The following is a 20,315-nucleotide window of genomic DNA, read 5'->3' as shown; positions in this document are numbered from 1 at the left end:
CAGTAGGGTAGGCGGCGAGCCCTCACGGAGACTGCCATGCCTGCCGACCTGTGTTTCTCCCTCAAACAAGCGCGACGCCTGGCGCTGGCAGCCCAAGGGTTTTCCGGGCGTCAGCCGCCGGCGTTGGTCAAGGCCACCCATGTCAATCGCTTGATCGAGCGACTCGGGGTGTTGCAGATCGACTCGGTCAATGCGCTGGTGCGTTCCCATTACCTGCCGTTGTTTTCCAGGCTAGGCCAGTACTCACCGGCGTTGCTGGAGCACGCCGCCTGGAGCCAGGGGCGGCGACGGTCGCTGTTCGAATATTGGGGGCACGAAGCCTCATTGCTGCCCATGGCGTTGTATCCATTGATGCGCTGGCGCATGGCACGGGCGCAGCAGGGGCAGGGCATTTATGCGCAGATGGCGCGCTTTGGCCGCGAACAGCAAGCCGTTATCCAGCGCGTGCTGAAGACGGTGGAACAACAGGGTGCGCTGGGTGCTGGCAGTCTGTCGACCCGCGAGGAGCGCGCCGGCCCGTGGTGGGACTGGAGTGACGAAAAGCACGCGCTGGAATGGCTGTTTGCTGCGGGCCTGGTCACCGTTGCCGGTCGGCGTGGGTTCGAGCGCCTCTACGATTTGCCTGAACGGGTGATCCCCGACGCCATCCTGAACACCCAGGTGAGTGAAGCCGAGGCGCAACGTGGCCTGTTGTTGCACAGCGCCACCGCGCTGGGGGTAGGTACTGAAAAAGATCTGCGCGATTACTTTCGTCTGGACCCCGTCGACAGCCGCATTCGCCTTGCCGAACTGGTGGAAGCGGGCCAGTTGCTCAGTTGTCGGGTGCAGGATTGGAAGCAACCGGCGTACTGCCTGCCAGCCCCAACCGTGCCGCGCAAAGTACCGGCCAGTGCCTTGCTGTCGCCGTTCGATTCGCTGATCTGGGAGCGCAACCGCACCGAGCGTCTCTTCGACTTCCGCTACCGCCTGGAGATCTACACGCCGCAACACAAGCGCGTGTACGGCTACTACGTGCTGCCGTTTCTACACAATGAACGCATCGCCGCGCGTGTTGACCTGCGCGCCGAACGCGCCCACTCACGCCTGGCGGTGCATGCAGTGCACGAAGAAGCGCCAGGTCTGGACGAGGAGGGGATGCGGGCGTTGGCGGTGAATTTGCGCCAGATGGCCGACTGGCTGGGGTTGCAGCAGGTACAGCTCAATTGCCAGAGGCCCAGTGCCGATCGATTGCGCAGCGCGATGATCGGCTTGGATGTTGGCCGTTAGGGCCTCATCGTGGGCAAGCCCACTCCCACATTGGAATGCAGGGTTTGATTGCAATGCATTCCCTGTGGGAGTGGGCTTGCCCACGAGGGCGTCAGCCCAGTCTCAGCGTTTGACCTGCTTCAACGTCTCGGCAATCAGAAACGCCAGCTCCAGCGACTGATCGGCATTCATCCGTGGGTCGCAGTGGGTGTGGTAGCGGTCCGACAAACCATCCTCGGTGATCGGCCGGGCGCCGCCGATGCATTCGGTGACGTTCTGCCCGGTCATCTCGATATGAATCCCGCCGGCATAGGTGCCCTCGGCCTGATGCACCTGGAAGAACGCCTTCACCTCCGCCAGGATCTGCGCAAAATCCCGGGTCTTGTAGCCGCTGCTGGCCTTGATGGTGTTGCCGTGCATCGGGTCGGAACTCCACAGCACTTGTTTGCCCTCGCGCTGCACGGCGCGGATCAGATTGGGCAGGTGGTCGCCGACCTTGCCGGCGCCCATGCGCGCAATCAGGTTGAGGCGGCCGGGGTCGTTGTCCGGGTTGAGGATGTCGATCAGGCGGATCAGATCGTCCGGGTCCATGCTTGGGCCGACCTTGACACCGATCGGGTTGTTCACCCCGCGCAGGAACTCGACGTGGGCGCCGTCCAACTGACGGGTACGGTCGCCGATCCACAGCATATGGGCCGAGCAGTCGTAGTAATCGTTGGTCAGGCTGTCACGGCGAACGAAGGCTTGTTCGTAATTGAGCAGCAGCGCTTCGTGGGCGGTGAAGAAGCTGGTCTCGCGCAGTTGCGGCGAACTGTCCATGCCGCAGGCGCGCATGAACGCCAGGGTTTCGTCGATGCGGTCGGCCAGTTGGCTGTATTTGTCGGCCAGCGCGGAGTTGGCGATGAAGTCCAGGTTCCACTTGTGCACTTGGTGCAGGTCGGCAAACCCGCCCTGGGCGAAGGCGCGCAGCAGGTTGAGGGTGGCGGTGGACTGGTGGTAGGACTGCAGCAGCCGCTCCGGGTCCGGCACGCGGCTTTTCTCGTCGAAACCGATGCCGTTGACGATATCGCCTCGGTAGGCGGGCAGGGTGATGCCATCGATGGTTTCATCGTTGGCCGAGCGCGGCTTGGCGAATTGACCGGCCATACGCCCGACTTTCACCACCGGGCAACCGGCAGCGAAGGTCATCACGATGGCCATCTGCAGTAGCACCTTGAAGGTGTCGCGGATTTTCGCGGCGGAGAACTCGGCAAAACTTTCGGCGCAGTCACCGCCCTGCAACAGGAAGGCGCGGCCTTGGGTCACTTCGGCAAACTGACGGCGCAACTCGCGGGCTTCCCCGGCGAACACCAGCGGCGGATAGCTGGCCAGGCTTTGCTCCACTTGCAACAGGTGCGCTGCATCCGGGTACTGGGGTTGTTGCTGGATCGGCAGGGCGCGCCAGCTCTCGGGGCTCCACGGTTGGCTCATCTTGAACTCGATTGGCTGATTGACGGTCGGGCGCCAATGTTATCAGCAATTAGTGCGTGACCTGTTGCCGCCGGTTGGCCGACAATCGCGCCTTTGCCCAGCGGTAAACCCTTTAGGAGCAGTGATGACAGAGGAGCGTGTCGAGCGCGTGCTGGCCGAGGTCCATGATGACTTCGGCATGATCCGAGTGCTCGAAGTGGCCGACTACCGGTTTCTCGAATTCGGCGATGCCATCGAGCAAAGCTGTGTGTTCACCGCCGACCCGAGCTGGCTGGAGTACGACTACACCCGCGCCATGCTGATCGGCGCGTTGTGCCACGAGCAGCCCGAGAGCGCGCTGTTCCTTGGCCTGGGCGCCGGTACGCTGACCCAGGCATGCCTCAAGTTCCTGCCATTGGAGGATGTCGAAGCCATCGAACTGCGCCCCGACGTGCCGCGCCTGGCCATCGAATACATGGGCTTGGACGACGATCCCCGCCTGTATATCCGCATCGGCGATGCCCTGGAGTTGCTGGAAAGCGCCGAACCGGCCGATCTGGTGTTCGTCGACCTGTATACCGATGTGGGCCCCGGCGTCGGGCACCTGGCCTGGGCTTTCCTGGAGAACTGCCAGAAGAAACTCAACCCCGGCGGCTGGTTGGTAATCAACCAGTGGGCCACCGACGATGGCAAACCGTTGGGCGCGGCGTTGCTGCGCGGTTTGTATCACCGGCATTACTGGGAATTGCCGGTGAAGGAGGGCAACGTCATCCTGTTGGTGCCGTCGGAGTTGGATCAAGAGCTCGACCTGCACGCACTTTCGGCTCGTGCCGAAGCACTGGCAGCGCAACTGGGCTACTCGTTGCAGCCACTGATCAAGGCGATTAGGTCGGCCACTTAGTAGGCTGAGCGCGCCCGTCCGCGCTCTTGTGGGGGAAGGTAGCCCCGGTGGGGGATCATTCTCTTGCTGGATTCGTCCGGTAACGGGCAGGTTTCAAACCAAAGGGTCTTAAAAGTTAAGTGAAACGTTTAAGCGCGTTAGCCAGCGGGGCCGGGCCTTTGTAAAAACAAACCCGATCGATTTGGTTTTTAAAAGCGTTGCAGCCGCGCGTTTATCGGCGGCCGCCGATAAAAAAAGCTCCCTTTTTCGGCTATTTCCGGTATAGTGCGCGCCGGCCTTTAACCGGGCCGCGTTTAGGTAGCGCAATTCCCCGAAGTCAGCTTCGGCTGCACGTCCGCACAGCGGACTCTCCCTTGACGAATCTTTTTCATTCATTCGTTTTCGCAAATCCCCGCCGACAAAGCAGCCAGGGCGACTCTTGAGTCTCAACACGGCATGCGCAGCTTTGGAGCATGGGTCTTTGCGGATGCACTCAGAGGCAGACCCATGACCCAGGAAACCGGCGGCTTCGCCGCTTTTAATCTTAATCCGAACATTCTTGCAGCCGTCGCAGCGACCGGCTACGAAGAACCTTCGGCTATTCAGCAGCAATCGATCCCAATCATCATGGCCGGCAAGGACATGATTGGTCAGGCACAAACCGGTACCGGTAAAACCGCCGCGTTTGCCCTGCCTATCCTGCATTGCATCGATCCTGCCAAGCGCGAACCGCAAGCCCTGATCCTGGCGCCAACCCGTGAGTTGGCGCTGCAAGTAGCAACCGCTTTTGAAACCTACGCCAAGCAAATGCCTGGTGTAACCGTTGTGGCCGTTTACGGCGGCGCGCCGATGGGCCCACAACTGAAAGCCATCCGTAATGGCGCACAGATCGTTGTCGCCACCCCGGGCCGTCTGTGCGACCACCTGCGTCGTGACGAGAAAGTCCTGTCGACCGTGAACCACTTGGTTCTCGACGAAGCTGACGAAATGTTGAAGCTGGGCTTCATGGACGATCTGGAAGTCATCTTCAAGGCTCTGCCAGCCACCCGTCAGACCGTACTGTTCTCGGCCACGCTGCCTCAGTCGATCCGTGCCATTGCCGAACGCCACCTGCGCGATCCGGAGCACGTGAAGATCCAGACCAAGACTCAGACCGTTACCGCGATCGAACAGGCTCACCTGTTGGTTCACGCTGACCAGAAGACCTCGGCTGTATTGAGCCTGCTGGAAGTCGAAGACTTCGACGCCCTGATCATGTTCGTGCGCACCAAGCAAGCGACCCTGGACCTGGCCAGTGCCCTGGAAGCCAAAGGCTACAAAGCCGCTGCGCTGAACGGTGACATCGCCCAGAACCAACGTGAGCGCGTGATCGACTCCCTCAAGGATGGCCGTCTGGACATCGTTGTGGCGACCGACGTTGCTGCTCGCGGCCTTGACGTTCCACGTATCACCCACGTGTTCAACGTTGACATGCCGTACGATCCGGAATCCTACGTTCACCGTATCGGCCGTACCGGCCGTGCCGGTCGCGAAGGTCGTGCCTTGCTGCTGGTGACGCCGCGTGAGCGCCGCATGCTGCAAGTGATCGAGCGTGTGACCGGTCAGAAGGTGGCCGAAGTACGCCTGCCGGATGCCCAGGCCGTTCTCGATGCCCGCATCAAGAAACTGACCAACAGCCTGGCACCCCTGGTGGCTGACGCTGAATCGACCCACGGCGACTTGCTGGACCGCCTGACCGCCGATATCGGTTGCACCCCGCGTGCTCTGGCCGCCGCACTGCTGCGCAAGGCCACCAACGGTCAGGCCCTGACCCTGGCCGCCATCGAGAAAGAACGCCCACTGGTTCCGAACAGCGCCCCGCGCGGTGATCGTCCAGAGCGTTCCGGCGACCGTCCGGACCGTGGTGATCGTGAGCGTCGCGCTCCGGTGCCATTGGCCGAAGGCCGTGCCCGTTGCCGTACCGCGCTGGGTGCGCGTGACGGTATCGCTGCCAAGAACCTGCTGGGCGCTATCCTCAACGAGGGTGGCCTGGCGCGTGAGGCTATCGGTCGCATTCAGGTCCGTGACAGCTTCTCCCTGGTGGAGCTGCCGGAAGACGGTCTGGAAAAACTGCTGGCCAAGCTGAAAGACACTCGCGTTGCCGGTAAGCAGCTGAAGCTGCGTCGCTACCGCGAAGATTGATCGGCCCTTGGGCTGATTGATCGAAAATAAAAAATCCCCGACTGGTTCGGGGATTTTTTTTGCCTGACTTTACGGTTAGTCGAATCGGTAGATGTCCATGCCGAGCGCGCCCATCGTGAAGCCTTGGTGCGCCACACCGAACGTGCCGCCGGCGCCACGCGCGAAGAACAACGGTAACAGGTGTTCGTCGCTCGGATGGCTGCGCACGGCATAGGGCGCCTGGCGACGGTAGTCATGCAGGGCCGCTTCATCATTGGCCGCCAGTTTATCCACCACCCAATCGCGGAACTCCCGCGCCCAGGGCTCGATACTCTCCGGTCCCGCGTGCCAGGCCAGTTCACCCAGGTTATGGGTGATGCTGCCGGAACCGATCAGCAGCACGCCTTGGCTGCGCAGGCCCGCAAGGGCGTGGCCAATGCGAGTTTGCAGGGCAGGGCCCATACGGCTGGGCAGGGAAACTTGCACCACGGGAATGTCGGCTGCCGGGTACATCAGCGAGAGCGGCACCCAAGTGCCATGATCAAAAGGGCGGCGCTCATCGACTCTCGCATTCAAGCCGTCGGCGTGGAGCAATGCGACAACTTCGCTGGCCAACTGCGGGTCCCCTGGCGCCGGGTACTGCACGGCGAACAGCTCGCGGGGAAAACCGCCGAAGTCGTGCCAGGTTTGCGGGGCGGCACTGCCGCTGACCAGTAATTCCTCGCTTTCCCAGTGGGCCGACACAACTACAATGGCCTTCGGTCTGGGCAATTGCGCGGCGAGGCGCTGCAGGGCAGGACCGCTGGCGCCAGGTTGCAGGGCCAGCATGGGCGAGCCATGGGAGATAAACAGGCTAGGGAGCATTTGAAGGGTCCTGAGCGTTAACATGGGCCCATCTTCAATCAGATCATTGATCTAAATCTAATATAAGTTTTAGCAGTATTTGATCGAATTTTTGGGGTGATCCATGGAACCTGAGTTTTGGCATGACCGTTGGGCGACCAACCAGATCGGCTTTCATCAGTCCGACATCAATCCTTATTTGCTGCGGCATTGGCCCTCACTGGCCCTGGCTCACGGTGCTCAGGTGTTGGTGACGCTGTGCGGCAAGAGCCTGGACCTGATATGGCTGGCCAGTCTGGGGCATCGGGTGCTTGGGGTGGAGCTATCGGAACAGGCTGTGCAGACGTTCTTCAGTGAGCAGGGGCTGCACCCGCGAATTCATCAGCATGGTGCGTTCACGGTGTATCAGGCTGCGTTGATCGAGGTGTGGTGCGGTGACTTCTTTGCATTGGACGCCGAGGTGTTGGCCGACTGCGCTGCGTTGTATGACCGTGCCGCGTTGATCGCTTTGCCGCCGTTGATGCGGGCACGTTATGCAGCGCACTTGAATCGTTGCCTGCGTGCGGGCTGTGAGGGCCTGTTGATCACCTTGGATTACGACCAGGCGCTGAAAGCCGGTCCGCCCTTTGCGGTCACGCAGGATGAGGTGAGGGTGTTGCTCGCGTCGCACTGGACGCTGCAAGTGCTGGAGGAGCAAGACATTCTGGGCGAGAGCTGGAAATTCGTGCAGGACGGCGTGCCGCGCCTGGACGAACGCGCATACCGACTGACCAGGGTGTAAATCGCGCCCACTAAAAAGGGGCGATCAGTCAGATCGCCCCTTTTCGGTATTGCCGGTTGCCGTCAGCCGCGACGACGCAAGGCGTCGATGCGCTCTTCCAGTGGTGGGTGGCTCATAAACATGCGAGCCAGGCCCTGTTTGATGCCGCCGTTGATGCCGAAGGCGGTCAGGCTGTCCGGCATATGCACCGGCAGGCCCTGTTCGGAGCGCAGGTGTTGCAGCGCTGCGATCATCGCCCCGGTGCCGGCCAGGCGTGCACCGGCTTCGTCCGCGCGGAATTCGCGTTTGCGCGAGAACCACATCACGATGGCGCTGGCCAGGAAGCCGAGTACCACTTCCGCGAAGATGGTCGCCACGAAGTAGGCAATGCCACGGCCTTCTTCGTTCTTGAAGATCACCTTGTCGACGAAGTTACCGATGATCCGTGCGAAGAACATCACGAAGGTGTTCACCACGCCCTGGACCAGTGCGAGGGTGACCATGTCACCGTTGGCCACGTGGCCGATCTCGTGGGCCAGCACGGCCTTCACTTCATCGTACGAGAAGCGTTCGAGCATGCCCTGACTCACGGCAACGAGCGCGTCGTTCTTGTTCCAGCCGGTCGCGAAGGCGTTGGCTTCATAGGCCGGGAAAATTCCGACTTCAGGCATCTTGATGCCCGCCTCGCGGGACAGCTGTTCAACGGTTTGCAGTAACCATTGTTCGTGGCGGGTACGGGGCTGAGTGATGACCTGGGTGCTGGTACTCATCTTCGCCATCCACTTGGAGATGAACAGCGAGAAGAGCGAGCCGGCAAAACCAAAGACCGCACAGAAAATCAGCAGCTGATTGAGGTTCAGGTCAACCCCATTGGCCGCCATGAACCCATTGAAGCCAAAAAGGCTCAGGGTGACACTGGCAATCAGCACGACCGCCAGGTTAGTGGCCAAAAACAGCAGGATGCGCATCATGGTTGTAGAGTTCTCCTCATGCTTAATATGTTGCGTACTGCGGGGTATATAAGGTGCGCCATGGGGCTATTCAACCGAGCGACTATTTCAAACTGTGTCCTACAGCATGAATGTAGAGCCTTGAAGGGATTTTCCCACATGAAACACCGCTCGATATCTGTCCTTAGTTGCCGTATTTCCCCATGATTATAGGGGGATGGGGGCAAATGAGAGGTTAACGTAGTAAGTAGGGAGGGTGGCGGAATAGAAGTGTTGCCAGATGCTCGCTGTACGACCGGATCTCGGCCGTACAGCTACGTTTCACTACTGGCGATAAGACTTCAGGAAGTTGCCGATACGACCGATGGCCATCTCCAAGTCATCCACGCGCGGCAAGGTGACGACGCGGAAGTGATCCGGCCATGGCCAGTTGAATGCCGTGCCCTGTACGACCAGCAGTTTTTCCGATAGCAGCAGGTCGAGCACGAATTTCTCGTCGTTGAGAATCGGGCAGACTTTCGGATCGATCCGTGGGAAGGCGTACAGCGCGCCCATGGGTTTGACGCAACTGACGCCAGGGATGGCGTTGAGCAGCTCCCAGGTGCGGTTGCGCTGTTCCAGCAGCCGGCCTTGTGGCAGCACCAGGTCGTTGATGCTTTGATAGCCGCCCAGGGCGGTCTGGATCGCATGCTGGCTCGGTACGTTGGCACACAGGCGCATATTGGCCAGTATGTCGATGCCTTCAATGTAGCTCTGGGCGTTGTGCTTGGGGCCGGAGATGGCGATCCAACCGGAGCGGAAACCCGCCACGCGGTAGGACTTGGACAGGCCGTTGAAGGTCAGGCACAACAGGTCCGGCGCCAGGGAGGCGGTGCACACATGTACGGCATCGTCGTACAGGATCTTGTCGTAGATTTCGTCGGAGAACACCACCAGGTTGTGCTGACGCGCCAGTTCGAGCATGCCCAGCAGCACTTCCTTGGAATACACCGCGCCGGTAGGGTTGTTCGGGTTGATGATCACCAGCGCCTTGGTGTTCGGGGTGATCTTGGCCTTGATGTCGGCCAGGTCCGGAAACCAGTCGGCGCCTTCGTCACACAGGTAGTGAACGGGGTGGCCGCCGGCCAGGGTCACGGCGGCGGTCCACAATGGGTAATCAGGCGCAGGTACCAGAACTTCGTCGCCGTTGTTGAGCAAGGCCTGCATGGACATCACGATCAGCTCGGACACGCCGTTGCCCAGGTAGATGTCCTCGATGCCAACGCCTTCCACCTGCTTCTGCTGGTAGTACTGCATCACCGCCTTGCGCGCGCTGAACAGGCCTTTGGAGTCGCTGTAGCCTTGGGCGGTGGGCAGGTTGCGGATCACGTCTTGGAGGATTTCGTCCGGCGCTTCGAAACCAAACGGCGCCGGGTTGCCAATGTTCAGCTTGAGGATGCGATGGCCTTCCTCTTCCAGGCGTTTGGCGTGCTTGAGCACTGGGCCGCGAATGTCGTAGCAGACGTTGGCGAGCTTGTTCGATTTGCTGACCTGCATGGCGATGTGATCCTGAAAATGAACGATCCAGACGGTGTGGGCACTACCGTACTGTGAAGGCTGCGAGGCCCGCACCCAGAAATACGTTTGAATGCCGGTAGCGCGGGTGCCAGACTGGCGTTTTGAAGAGGCGCAATCATACGTGCCGCCTGATCCATGGAAAAGACACAGATCAGGGTTTTTCAGTTGCCGAGGTGTACCGATGGATAAGTTGCAGAAAACCGTTGAAGAATGGAAAGCGATGCTCGATCCGGAGCAGTACAACGTATGTCGCCTCAAAGGTACCGAGCGACCTTTCAGCGGCAAGTACAACGACACCAAAACGGACGGCGTGTACCACTGCATTTGCTGCAATGAGCCGCTGTTCGATTCCAAGGCCAAGTTTGACTCGGGCTGCGGCTGGCCCAGCTTCTATGAGCCGATCGCCGACAGCGCCATGATCGAGATCCGGGACGTCAGCCATGGCATGATCCGTACCGAAGTCACCTGCGCCAAGTGCGATGCGCACCTGGGGCATGTGTTCCCCGATGGTCCGCCACCGACGGGTTTGCGCTACTGCATCAATTCGGTGTGCCTGGATCTGGTGCCTCGTTGAAGTGAGTAGGTAGCGCGTCGGGAGTGAGTGGCGAGATGGCTCGCTCCCAGTCATAAACGTGATCGAGCATGATCAATGCGCTCAATTAAGTTGTGTGCAATTGAATCGCTCGCTATGTTGTGGGCTCTTCCCCCGACACGAGGCACAGCCATGAGCGACAACCTGCTGAGTATTCCCTGCACCACCATCAAGGGTGAGCAAAAGACCTTGGCCGATTTCGCCGGCAAGGCCGTGCTGGTGGTCAACACCGCCAGCAAATGCGGCTTCACCCCGCAGTACAAGGGCCTTGAGCAACTCTGGCAACAGTACAAGGATCAGGGGCTGGTGGTATTGGGGTTCCCTTGCAACCAGTTCGGCAAGCAGGAGCCGGGTGACGAAGGGGCGATTTCAGAATTCTGTGAGCTGAACTACGGTGTCAGCTTTCCGCTGTTCAACAAAATCGACGTCAATGGCAGCGATGCCCATCCTTTATTTGTGCAATTGAAACAGCAGGCCCCCGGTTTGCTGGGTTCCAAGGGCATCAAATGGAACTTCACCAAGTTCCTGATCGGTCGCAATGGTCAGGTGGTCAAGCGCTTCGGCCCGACCACCAAACCTCAGGACTTGACCCAAGAGATCGAAGCCCTGCTCAAATGACTAACCCACCCGTTGTGTCCCTGGCCCTGGACAACCAATTGTGTTTCAAGCTCTACGCGGCTTCGCGGGCGGTAACCCGTGCCTACAAGCCGATGCTGGATCCATTGGGCCTGACCTACCCGCAATACCTGGTGATGCTGGTGCTGTGGGAGTGGCATGACGCCCCTCCGGCGCAGCCTACGGTCAAGGCGCTGGGGGACCGTCTGATGCTCGACTCGGGCACCCTCACGCCGTTGCTCAAACGTCTTGAACAACTGGCTTGGGTGCAGCGGCAGCGCAGTACCAGGGATGAGCGGGAAGTGCATTTGAGCTTGAGTGAGGCCGGCGTGCATCTGCGCGAGCGGACTTACCAGATGAAGACGCGACTGTTGTGCGACAGCGGCATCGACCTGAACCAGGCGGACGACCTGCGCGATGGTCTGGACCAATTGCTTGGGCAGATCAGAGCGCTGTCGTCTTCGGCACCCACAGATCCAGCAGGGCATTGAGTTCTTCGCGACGGAAAGGCTTGGCCAGGTAGTCGTTCATCCCGGCGGCGCGGCAGCGTTCGCGTTCTTCTGACATAGCATTGGCGGTCAACGCTACGATCGGCAGGTCCGGCCAGCGTCCACTGCTGCGTATCTGCCGACTGGCCTCGTAGCCATCCATCACCGGCATATTGCAATCCATCAGCACCATGTCGAAGTGTTGCTCTTCCAGGCACTTAAGCGCTTCGCCACCATGGCCGGCCACGACCACCTCACAGCCCAGCTTGCTGAGCATGCCCTTGGCCACCAGTTGGTTGACCGGATTGTCCTCCACCAACAGGATGCGCGCGCGGTGCGCTATAGGCGCGGCTTCCACTTGGATCGGATCGAGGATCAGGTGCCCATCGCTGCGCAAGGTGCGTTTTAGAATCTGATACAGCGCGTTGCGGCTCAAGGGGCGGGCCTGTTGCTGCAACGGCGCGAGTGCGGCCACTTCTTCGCTGGGCATAAAGTTGCCGTACGCCGTTACCACCAGAATCGGTGCGGTAATGCCCGGCCGCAGTCGGAACAGGCACTCCGGGCAGTCAGTGATCAGCAGGTCCGGGGTTTCTCCGCTCAAATCATGGTCCTGGGCGTAACAGCGCGGCGTCAGCCCCCAGTAGGGCAGGAGCGTGGTCAGTAGTTCCGTGAGGCCGCTGCTGGCATTGGTGATGGCGATCACATCACCGCTGAGCGGCGGCGGCTGCACCGCCGGCAAATGTGCCGGCAGCGGCAGCTCGGCGCAGAATTGGCTGCCAAAGCCGACCTCCGAGCTGATGCTCAAGCGCCCCTGCATGGCTTCACACAGGTTTCGCGTCAGTGCCAGACCCAGGCCCGTACCGCCAAACTGGCGAGTGATGCCAGCGCCGGCCTGGGTAAACGGTTGGAAAATTTTTACCTGAGCTTCCTGCGCGATGCCGATGCCGGTGTCGCAGACTTCAATGTGGACCTTGCCCTCCTGAACGCTGAGACGCACATCCACGCGCCCGAAGCGGGTGAACTTGAGGGCGTTGGACAGCAAGTTGCTGACGATCTGCCGCACGCGCGTCGGGTCGCCCAGCACTTGGGCCGGAAACCTCGGGTCGATCAGGCAGGTCAGCTCTACGCTAGGCGCGGCGTTCTGCGACAGCAGGTTGGCGGTGTCTTCCACCAGCGCGCCCAAATCGAATGGAATGCGCTCCAGTTCCAACTGGCCGGCATCGAATTTGGACAGGTCGAGGATATCGTTGAGCAACTCCACCAGCACTTTGCCCGAATCGTGGGCGATGGACAGTTGCTGACGCTGCTCGGCGTTCAAGCTGCTGTCCAGCGACAGCGCGATCATGCCCAGCAAGCCGTTGAGCGGGGTGCGGATTTCGTGGCTCATGTTCGCCAGGAACGCCGCGCGGGCCTGAGCCATGCCCAGGGCATGCATTTTGGCCGCCTCCAACTCGTCGTTGGACTGGCTCAGCCGCTGGTTACTGGCCTTGAGTTCCAGGGTACGAGCGGAGACGATATCTTCCAGTTGGCCCAGGTATTCGGTCAGCCGGTCTTCGGCGTGGCGGCGCTGCTGGATTTCAGTCTGCATGTTTTCGAATTGCTGGTTGGCCACGGTGACCAGTACGCCGATTTCGTCATTTTCGTGCCCGGGCGGGCAGTCCAGACGCGTGTGTTTGCGCGTGCTCAATTCGCCAATGATGCGTACCAGTGGTTTGGTCAGCATCACATAGAACAGCCCCAACAGGATGCCGGTCAGCAGCAGGCTGCGCACAAAGCCATTGAGCAGTGTGATCTCGGCGCGCCGCAGGAAGCGGCTGCCGAAAGCGTAGGTATCGACGTCCAGACGCAGCACACCCAGTGAGTCGTTGGGCATATGGCTCAGGTAGAGCCGGTCCTCAAATTGGCGATTGGCGCCAAACATCACGTCGCTGAGGGCGCGGTAGGTGCTTTCCTTGCGCGGCCGTTTTACATCGGCCAGCACCAGGCCATTGTTGTCGATCAACTGCGCGCGAATGATGGCGGGGGAGTGCAGCAGGCCCAAGGTCAGTTCCTGCGCCAGCTCGGCGTCGATGTTGTAGGCAATACGCGATGCCGGGTTATGGCTGATTTCGATCAGCGAGCGAATTTCACGGTTGATGGATGCGTCTTCGCTGGCATAATCAATGCCGATTTGGATCAGACTGAGCAAGGTTCCCAAGACGAAACCGACCAGCACAGTCAATCGGGCTTGTTTATAAGACAAGCGGTGGGCGAACTTGATATCCATCGAGTGTTGAACCACTTCACGTTTCCCTTCGCCCGGCAAGCATAGCTGAACATCCACAGGCTCTGGCCTGCCCGGCATGAATCGTTTTATACGCAGCCCCTTGCGGTCTGTCGCAGGGTTGCCAATACGCCATCTTTTGCAAGAACTTGCCAGAGGAATAATCGTGGATTCTCGATTGAATGCCTTTCTTGAGCGGGCCGATGCAGTACTTGCCCGCCTGGAACCCCTGCTGCCAGCGCCCCGACAGGCCATCGACTGGAACCAGTGCCTGGCCGCGCGCTGGCAACGCGAGGGGCGCACCGGGTTTCTGTTGCCGCTGGAGGTCAGTCTGGACATGCGCCTGTCCGACTTGATCGGCGTCGACAAGCAGCGCGAGCAACTGGCGCGCAATACTCAGCAGTTTCTCGACGGCCTGCCCGCCAACCATGCGCTGCTGTGGGGTTCGCGCGGCACCGGCAAGTCGTCCATGGTGCGTGCCCTGCTGGCCCAGCATGCCAACGCCGGTTTGCGCCTGATCGAAATCGAGCGTGATCACTTGGCCGATCTGCCACGTGTGGTCGAGCAACTGCTCAAACTGCCGCAGCGCTTTATCCTGTTCTGTGATGATCTGTCGTTCGAAGCCGGAGAGGGCGACTACCGCGTGCTTAAAAGCGTGCTGGACGGTTCCCTGGAACAGGCGCCGGAAAATGTGCTGCTCTATGCCACCTCCAACCGTCGCCATTTGGTGCCGGAAAACCAGAGCGACAACGATAACTGGAAGCGCGTGGACGGCGAACTGCACCCCAGCGAAGCCGTGGAGGACAAGATTGCCTTGTCCGACCGCTTTGGCTTGTGGCTGTCGTTCTACCCGTTCACCCAGGAACATTTCCTGGATGTGGTGGAGCATTGGATCGGCGAACTGGCCAGCAAAGCCGGTTTGCAATGGCAGCGTGACGAAGCGCTCGATATTCTCGCCGTGCGCTGGGCCACCGGGCGCGGCAACCGCAACGGACGTTGCGCGTATCAATTCGCCCGTTACTGGGTGGGCCTCAAATTGTTGGAGCGTCAACCATGATCGATTTGCAACACGCCGGTACAGGCCTGGATGGCTATGCCATGCTCTGCGCGCAGCTGGAGTCGCTGTTGGCCGATGAGCGCGACTTTATCGCCAACAGTGCCCAGTTCTCTGCGTTCCTGTTCAACCAACTGGATGACTTGAACTGGGCTGGTTTTTACCTCAATCGCAATGAAGAACTGGTGCTCGGCCCGTTCCAGGGGCAGATCGCCTGTGTGCGTATTCCGTTCGGGAAGGGCGTCTGCGGTGCTGCAGCAGCCTCGCGCCAAACCCAGCGCGTCGAGGATGTGCATGCCTTCCCTGGGCATATTGCCTGTGACAGCGCCTCCAACAGTGAGCTGGTGGTCCCGCTGGTCAAGAACGGCCAATTGATTGGTGTTCTTGACCTCGACAGCCCTTTGATGGCCCGTTTTACCCAACAGGACCAGCAGGGCATCGAGCAATTGGCGGCGATTTTTCTGCGCTTGACCGACTGCTGATGCCATAGGGGGCGGACCCGCCCCCTTATGGGTTATCCAGCGCATGAAGCTGCACCTGCAGCATCCTCTCCAACTCCAGCATCAGCTTTTCGAGGGCCTTCACACCGGCGTCGATCGAAGGCCGATCATCGCCGCGGCCGCAGGCCTGTTCGAGGGTTTCACACTGTGACGCCAGCGCATTGGCCTGAACGATGCGGGCGGCGCCCTTGATCTTGTGGGCCTGTTCGGTGATCTGCTCATAGGAGGCCTGCGCGTTCATCAGGGCGATCAGCTCCTGACGGTCCTGGCGGCTGCTGTTGAGCAGTTCTTCCAGCAGGCGTCGGCTCATCTGTGGATCGCCGCCGGTCAGGGCCTCGAAATTACCGAGGTCTAGGATCTGGTCGGCAGGGTGCGTGCCGATCTGCGCCAAATGCCGTTCCAGAGCCGTGAGGCTGATGGGCTTGAACAGGCAATCGTTCATGCCAGCCTGTGCGCAACGTTGCTTCTCCTCGGGTTGGGCGTTGGCGGTAAAGCCCAGTACCACACAGGGCGTCAGGCCTTCACGCTGTTCGTATTCGCGGATCGAACGACTCAGTTCATAGCCATTCATGATGGGCATATTGCAGTCGGCGATCACCAGGTCGAAACGCTCCTGACGCCAGGCCTGGAAACCCGCCGCGCCGTTTTGCGCTGCGGTGAACTGATGGCCTAGATAGCCGAGTTGCTGGCACATCAACAGGCGGTTCGCCGGATGATCGTCCACCACCAGCACATTGAGCACTGGCGCGGTGGTCGGCCTTTCGGGTTGGTGTTCGTCCTCGGCCAGCTCAGGCTGCAGGCGTGTCATCTTGAGGTTCACGTGCACCTGGGTGCCGACCATGGGCACGCTGCTCAGGCTCAATTGCCCGCCCATCATGGCGCACAGGCTGCGGCAGATCACCAAACCCAGGCCGGCGCCGCTCCTGGCCAGTTGCCCAGAGTTGTCGGCTTGGGCAAAGGGTTCGAACAAGCGCATCTGATCGTCGCGGCTGATGCCGATGCCGGTGTCTTCCACTACCAGTTTCATCTCGACTTGCTGGGCAAGATCGGTGGGCAGCACGTCCACCTTGATTTTGACCTGACCGCGCTCGGTGAACTTGATCGCGTTACTGATCAGGTTCGACAGCACCTGCTTGAAGCGCAGCGGGTCGATCAACACTTCGGTGTCGTCCAGGTCAGTCTTGAACTCCAGTATCAGGCTGAGGGTTTTCTGGCGGGCCAGGCCGTCGAACACACGTACCACCGATTCGATCACTTCCCGCAGGTTTACACGTTCCGGCGCCAGGCTCAGGCGGCCGGATTCGATCCGCGCGATATCGAGGATGTCGCCGATCAACTCCAGCAAGTCCTTGGCCGAGTTATAGGCCACTTCGATGGCGGGGCGGTCGAGGTGGCCCTGGTCCGCGCGCTTGAGCGTCAATTCGAGCATGCCGATCACTGCGTTCATGGGCGTGCGGATTTCATGGCTCATGGTCGCCAGGAACGTACTTTTGGCGCGATTGGCCTCGTCCGCACGTTCTTTGGCGGCACGCAGTTCGTCGAACAATTGGCGTCGCTCGCTGATGTCGATCCAGCCGCCGATGATGCCCTGGACTTCGCCGACGGAATCGCGATACGGCAAGATCCAGTGATAGATCGTGAGTTTTTTACCGCGTATGTGCAGGGCGCGATCCAGGATCAGCGGGTTGCCCTCAGCCACCACACGCTGATAATCGGCGTGGTATTGCGCGGCCTCTTCCGCCATGGCGGTGCTGATCTGCATCGCACTCCTGCCGATCACCTCTTCGCGCTTGACGTCGAACGCCTGCAGGTAGCTGTCGTTGCAGGTCTGCAGCAGGCCCTTGCGGTCGCGCACGTAAATTGGGTGCGGCGTTTCGTTGACCAGGGCGCGCATGAATTCGAACTGGTCATTGAGAGCGCGCTCAGCCATTTTGCGGTGCTTGATCTGGCGCTGCATGTAGGCGTTCCAGGTCAGGGAAATCAGCAGCAACAGGCCGGTGCCGATGATGATGCGCGCAATCAATTGATGATAATTGCGCCAGTAGCTGTCGGAGGCGGCGGTATAGCCGCGCCAGCGACTGTTGATCACCCCCAGCTCGTCCGGAGCGATGCTGAGCAGAGCCTTGTCGAGAATCGAGCTGAGTTCGGTGGCCCCCCGGGACGTTGCCAAGGCAAAGGTGGCCGGCGTGGTGCCAATGCTGAAACTGGTCTGGACCTTATCTTGGAATATCGGTGAAGACAGGAAATAGTTGGCGACCACCAGGGTATTGACCGCACCCTCCACATGGCCTTGTGCAAGGAGTTCGGTTGCCTTGAACGTGTCCCCCGTTTCTACCAGTTGAATCTGCGGAAAGTGCTCGCGCAGGAATTTGATCGGCGGGCTGCCTTGAGTTACCGCCACGCGTTTGCCAGCCATTTGCTCCAGACTGGTGGGCGCCTGGTCTTCCTTGCGCGTCAACATGACGTAGGAGTTTTCCAGGTAGGGGCGGGTAAAGTTCAACTGTCCTTCGCGTTGCAGGCTGGGGGCGATCGCGCCGATGACATCTGCTTCGCCGGCCTCCACCTGCTCGATCATCTCGTTCACATTGCGTCCGCGCTGGATCTCGAAGCGTAAGCCGGTGCGCAGGCGAATCAGTTCCAGCAGGTCGGCGGTGATGCCGCGGAAGTTGCCGTCTGCATCGAAGAATGTCAGCGGTGCGAAGGTTTCGTTCGCGATGACTTTGACCACTGGGTTGTCTTTCAGCCAACGCTCCTCGCGCGGGGTCAGTTGCAGCTTCTGATCGGTCAACAGAATGTCACTGCCGGCACTCCAGCGCTTGGCAATGGTTTCTCGCTCGGAGATGGGCACAGCCATCAGGACGGAGTCGACGATGCTCAGCAGGATGTGCTGGTGCTGCGGCAGGGCAAAGCTGAAGCCGTAGGCTTCGTGCTTACCGAAATTGGCCATGCGCACGTTCTTCAGGTAGCCCTTGTTGATCAGGTAATGGGTGGAAATGGTATCGCCGAGAAACACGTCCGCCTGTTCGAATGCCACTGCATTCAACGCATTCTGGTAAGAGGGATAGGCGCGGATGACCGCGTTGGGGTAGAGCTTTTCCACTTCGCTCAGAGGCAAGTAGTGATAGACCAGGGCCAGGCGCATCCCCGCCAAGCCCTCGCTGAGGCTGCGCGTTTCGCCCTCGCGGGTGACCAGCACCGGTTGATCCACCGCGTAGGGTTCTGACAGGGTGAGGTTGGGGTTGGCGGCTTCGAACCCGTTGGAAGAGCCCAGCAAGTCGATCTCCCCGGACTCAAGGGCGCGAATGGCCGCCTCTCGGGAGGGGTAGCGCACCACTTTGATCGGCAATGCCAGCGCCTTGGCCAGCAGCCCGGCGTAGTCGGCGGTGAGGCCCTCGTAATCGCGGCCGCTGGAGGTGAGATCAAAAGGGGGGTAGTCAGGGGCCGCAGTGCCCAGTACCAGTTCGCGTTTGTTCTGCAGCCATTGGCGTTGAGCCTTGTTCAGGTGGGTTTCCAGTTGTACCGAGCCTGCACGACTCAATAAATTGAAATATTCCGGGCCCGTTGGAGGGGCGGCAGGCACGGCAATGCTGAAGCACAAACCGGCACTCAATAAAATCAGATAGTCCTTTATACGCCTGGGCATCCGCTTTCTCACACTAGCGCGTTTCGTTTTGCCATCTCGATAAGTTCTACCAAGGACTTGGCTTGAAGTTTTTGCATGAGCCGCTTTTTATAGGTGCTTACTGTTTTGTTACTCAAGAACATACCTTTGGCGATTTCCTTGTTAGTCCGCCCTTGTGCAAAAAGTTGCAATACCATCAGTTCGCGATCGTTTACCGCTTTGAATAGTTCAAGTTCCTTTGAAACCGTGGTGTCCGCCCCATTGGCATTCAAAGCCTGGCTGGGAAAGTAGTTGTAACCTGATAACACGGCACGGATGGCGCTGAGCAACTCGCTCAGATCCCCTTCTTTGCACACATAGCCATCGGCGCCCGAGCGCATGCAGCGGGTGGCGAACAGGGTTGGGGATTGAGCCGTCAGCACCAAGGTCTTCATTGAAGTGTTCATGGCATTGAAGCGGCAGAGCACTTCAAGCCCGTCGAGTTTTGGAATGCTGATATCCAGAATGATCAGGTCCGGTTGGCACTCACGGACCATTTGTATGGCGTCGCATCCATTATCGGTTTCGCCCACTACTTTGTAGCCCTCGTGCTCCAACAACATTCGGATGGCGAGCCTTATAACCGGATGATCATCAATTATAAAAACGGTGTTCATGTTTACGTTTCCGTGCAAGTGCAAATAAAGCGGGCACATTAGCTCAGAAGCGGATGCAGGAGCATGAAGTGGAGGGGGAGCAAATATAAAACAGGAAAGTTCCTACATCAAAAAAGGTAAAAGCCTACTGGTTGCTAAGGATTTGTGAAGCGAGATGACAACGTTTCGCTGTTATTTCGGTTTAATCCAGGCATCAGGTGATTAGAAGGACTAGGTGTCATGATCTTGGTCGGTCTACAGGGTTGCAAGACTTGTTTTTATAAGGCGGGTAATGGAAAGAGCAACTGTGAAAGTTCTTCTTTGTTCAATGGCTTTGACAAGTAACCGAGCATGGGCAAACCACGCTCCAGTGCCTGAACATGCAACGCCGACAGCTCTGCGATGGGCAGCCCGCTGAGCAGGATAGCGGCGTTGATAAAGCGTTGACGGCTGGCGATTTCAATCAGCTCCAGACCCGGTAGATCGGGCAAGCATTGATCACACAGAAGGATGTCGAAAGGCATGTGCGCCTGGGTCATCAGATGGACGGCCTGCGCGGCGTTTTCGCATGGTGTCAGCCGCTCGAAGCCGAAGCTGCGAAGCAGACACTGAGTGGCGAGCAGTTGAAAAGGATGATCCTCCACCAACAGGATGCAAAGAGGGTTACTGGGCATAAAAAGTACACGATGAGTCAAGCGTCGA

General features: G+C 59.6%; 18 protein-coding genes. 9 read left to right on the top strand and 9 right to left on the bottom strand.

Features of this window, described 5'->3' with window-relative positions:
* The first annotated feature begins 36 nt into the window (after positions 1 to 36).
* Positions 37 to 1,266 (top strand): winged helix-turn-helix domain-containing protein, encoded by a 1,230-nt coding sequence (locus K1567_RS07340; protein ID WP_220698291.1) that lies wholly within the window; start codon positions 37 to 39, stop codon positions 1,264 to 1,266.
* 102 nt (positions 1,267 to 1,368) lie between these two features.
* On the opposite strand, the gene K1567_RS07335 is transcribed toward K1567_RS07340, so the two are convergent.
* Positions 1,369 to 2,715 (bottom strand): class II 3-deoxy-7-phosphoheptulonate synthase, encoded by a 1,347-nt coding sequence (locus K1567_RS07335; RefSeq protein WP_034096597.1) that lies wholly within the window; start codon positions 2,713 to 2,715, stop codon positions 1,369 to 1,371.
* Between the two features lie 124 nt (positions 2,716 to 2,839).
* On the opposite strand from K1567_RS07335, the gene K1567_RS07330 reads away from it, so the two are divergent.
* On the top strand, positions 2,840 to 3,595 hold the full coding sequence (locus K1567_RS07330) for a spermidine synthase (protein WP_034096598.1): 756 nt from the start codon (positions 2,840 to 2,842) through the stop codon (positions 3,593 to 3,595).
* 108 nt (positions 3,596 to 3,703) lie between these two features.
* Here K1567_RS07330 and K1567_RS27485 read toward each other — a convergent pair whose 3' ends face one another.
* Positions 3,704 to 3,970, bottom strand: a complete 267-nt coding sequence (locus K1567_RS27485) for a hypothetical protein (protein WP_187696905.1) — start codon at positions 3,968 to 3,970, stop codon at positions 3,704 to 3,706.
* 111 nt (positions 3,971 to 4,081) lie between these two features.
* On the opposite strand from K1567_RS27485, the gene K1567_RS07320 reads away from it, so the two are divergent.
* Positions 4,082 to 5,755, top strand: coding sequence for a DEAD/DEAH box helicase (locus tag K1567_RS07320; RefSeq protein ID WP_014717677.1), 1,674 nt, complete (start codon positions 4,082 to 4,084; stop codon positions 5,753 to 5,755).
* Between the two features lie 75 nt (positions 5,756 to 5,830).
* Here the strand turns inward: K1567_RS07320 and K1567_RS07315 are convergent, their stop codons facing one another.
* On the bottom strand, positions 5,831 to 6,598 hold the full coding sequence (locus K1567_RS07315) for a class III extradiol ring-cleavage dioxygenase (protein WP_034096599.1): 768 nt from the start codon (positions 6,596 to 6,598) through the stop codon (positions 5,831 to 5,833).
* A 103-nt stretch (positions 6,599 to 6,701) separates the two neighbouring features.
* Here K1567_RS07315 and K1567_RS07310 point away from each other — a divergent pair, with 103 nt between their 5' ends.
* A complete protein-coding gene (locus tag K1567_RS07310) occupies positions 6,702 to 7,358 on the top strand; it encodes a thiopurine S-methyltransferase (RefSeq protein WP_169903274.1) in 657 nt (218 codons plus the stop codon).
* A gap of 62 nt (positions 7,359 to 7,420) precedes the next feature.
* Here K1567_RS07310 and htpX read toward each other — a convergent pair whose 3' ends face one another.
* Both htpX and K1567_RS07300 read right to left on the bottom strand, forming a co-directional pair.
* Entirely contained in the window at positions 7,421 to 8,308 is an 888-nt protein-coding gene (gene htpX, locus K1567_RS07305; protein WP_034096601.1) for a protease HtpX, read from the bottom strand.
* A 303-nt stretch (positions 8,309 to 8,611) separates the two neighbouring features.
* Positions 8,612 to 9,823, bottom strand: coding sequence for a pyridoxal phosphate-dependent aminotransferase (locus tag K1567_RS07300; protein ID WP_034096602.1), 1,212 nt, complete (start codon positions 9,821 to 9,823; stop codon positions 8,612 to 8,614).
* A gap of 202 nt (positions 9,824 to 10,025) precedes the next feature.
* Here K1567_RS07300 and msrB point away from each other — a divergent pair, with 202 nt between their 5' ends.
* The 3 genes from msrB to K1567_RS07285 all read left to right on the top strand — a co-directional run bounded on the left by msrB (position 10,026) and on the right by K1567_RS07285 (position 11,542).
* Complete coding sequence (msrB, locus tag K1567_RS07295; RefSeq protein WP_034096603.1) at positions 10,026 to 10,418, top strand: peptide-methionine (R)-S-oxide reductase MsrB; 393 nt, start codon at positions 10,026 to 10,028, stop codon at positions 10,416 to 10,418.
* Between the two features lie 150 nt (positions 10,419 to 10,568).
* Positions 10,569 to 11,054 carry a glutathione peroxidase gene (locus K1567_RS07290; protein ID WP_220698290.1) on the top strand — a complete coding sequence of 162 codons (486 nt, stop codon included), beginning with the start codon at positions 10,569 to 10,571 and terminating at the stop codon, positions 11,052 to 11,054.
* On the top strand, positions 11,051 to 11,542 hold the full coding sequence (locus K1567_RS07285) for a MarR family winged helix-turn-helix transcriptional regulator (RefSeq protein WP_034096605.1): 492 nt from the start codon (positions 11,051 to 11,053) through the stop codon (positions 11,540 to 11,542). Before K1567_RS07290 ends, K1567_RS07285 begins: the two co-directional genes overlap by 4 nt.
* Here the strand turns inward: K1567_RS07285 and K1567_RS07280 are convergent.
* Entirely contained in the window at positions 11,496 to 13,805 is a 2,310-nt protein-coding gene (locus tag K1567_RS07280; RefSeq protein WP_220698289.1) for a response regulator, read from the bottom strand. The genes K1567_RS07285 and K1567_RS07280 overlap by 47 nt on opposite strands.
* 163 nt (positions 13,806 to 13,968) lie before the next feature.
* Here K1567_RS07280 and K1567_RS07275 point away from each other — a divergent pair, with 163 nt between their 5' ends.
* Positions 13,969 to 14,859: an ATP-binding protein gene (locus K1567_RS07275; protein ID WP_034096607.1), complete on the top strand. Its 891-nt coding sequence runs from the start codon at positions 13,969 to 13,971 to the stop codon at positions 14,857 to 14,859.
* A complete protein-coding gene (locus K1567_RS07270) occupies positions 14,856 to 15,338 on the top strand; it encodes a GAF domain-containing protein (RefSeq protein ID WP_034096608.1) in 483 nt (160 codons plus the stop codon). The genes K1567_RS07275 and K1567_RS07270 overlap by 4 nt, the downstream gene beginning before the upstream one ends.
* 25 nt (positions 15,339 to 15,363) lie before the next feature.
* Here the strand turns inward: K1567_RS07270 and K1567_RS07265 are convergent, their stop codons facing one another.
* The 3 genes from K1567_RS07265 to K1567_RS07255 all read right to left on the bottom strand — a co-directional run bounded on the left by K1567_RS07265 (position 15,364) and on the right by K1567_RS07255 (position 20,287).
* On the bottom strand, positions 15,364 to 18,999 hold the full coding sequence (locus tag K1567_RS07265; RefSeq protein ID WP_169903272.1) for a transporter substrate-binding domain-containing protein: 3,636 nt from the start codon (positions 18,997 to 18,999) through the stop codon (positions 15,364 to 15,366).
* 8 nt (positions 19,000 to 19,007) lie between these two features.
* Positions 19,008 to 19,634, bottom strand: a complete 627-nt coding sequence (locus K1567_RS07260) for a response regulator transcription factor (RefSeq protein WP_034096610.1) — start codon at positions 19,632 to 19,634, stop codon at positions 19,008 to 19,010.
* 257 nt (positions 19,635 to 19,891) lie between these two features.
* Positions 19,892 to 20,287 carry a response regulator gene (locus tag K1567_RS07255; protein WP_034096611.1) on the bottom strand — a complete coding sequence of 132 codons (396 nt, stop codon included), beginning with the start codon at positions 20,285 to 20,287 and terminating at the stop codon, positions 19,892 to 19,894.
* Positions 20,288 to 20,315: the final 28 nt, after the last annotated feature.

Origin of the sequence: Pseudomonas sp. S5F11, from assembly GCF_019641515.1 — a bacterium.
GTDB classification, from domain to species: Bacteria; Pseudomonadota; Gammaproteobacteria; order Pseudomonadales; family Pseudomonadaceae; genus Aquipseudomonas; species Aquipseudomonas rhodesiae.
Note: the sequence above shows the minus strand (reverse complement) of the source record. Positions and strands in the feature narration are given on the sequence as shown.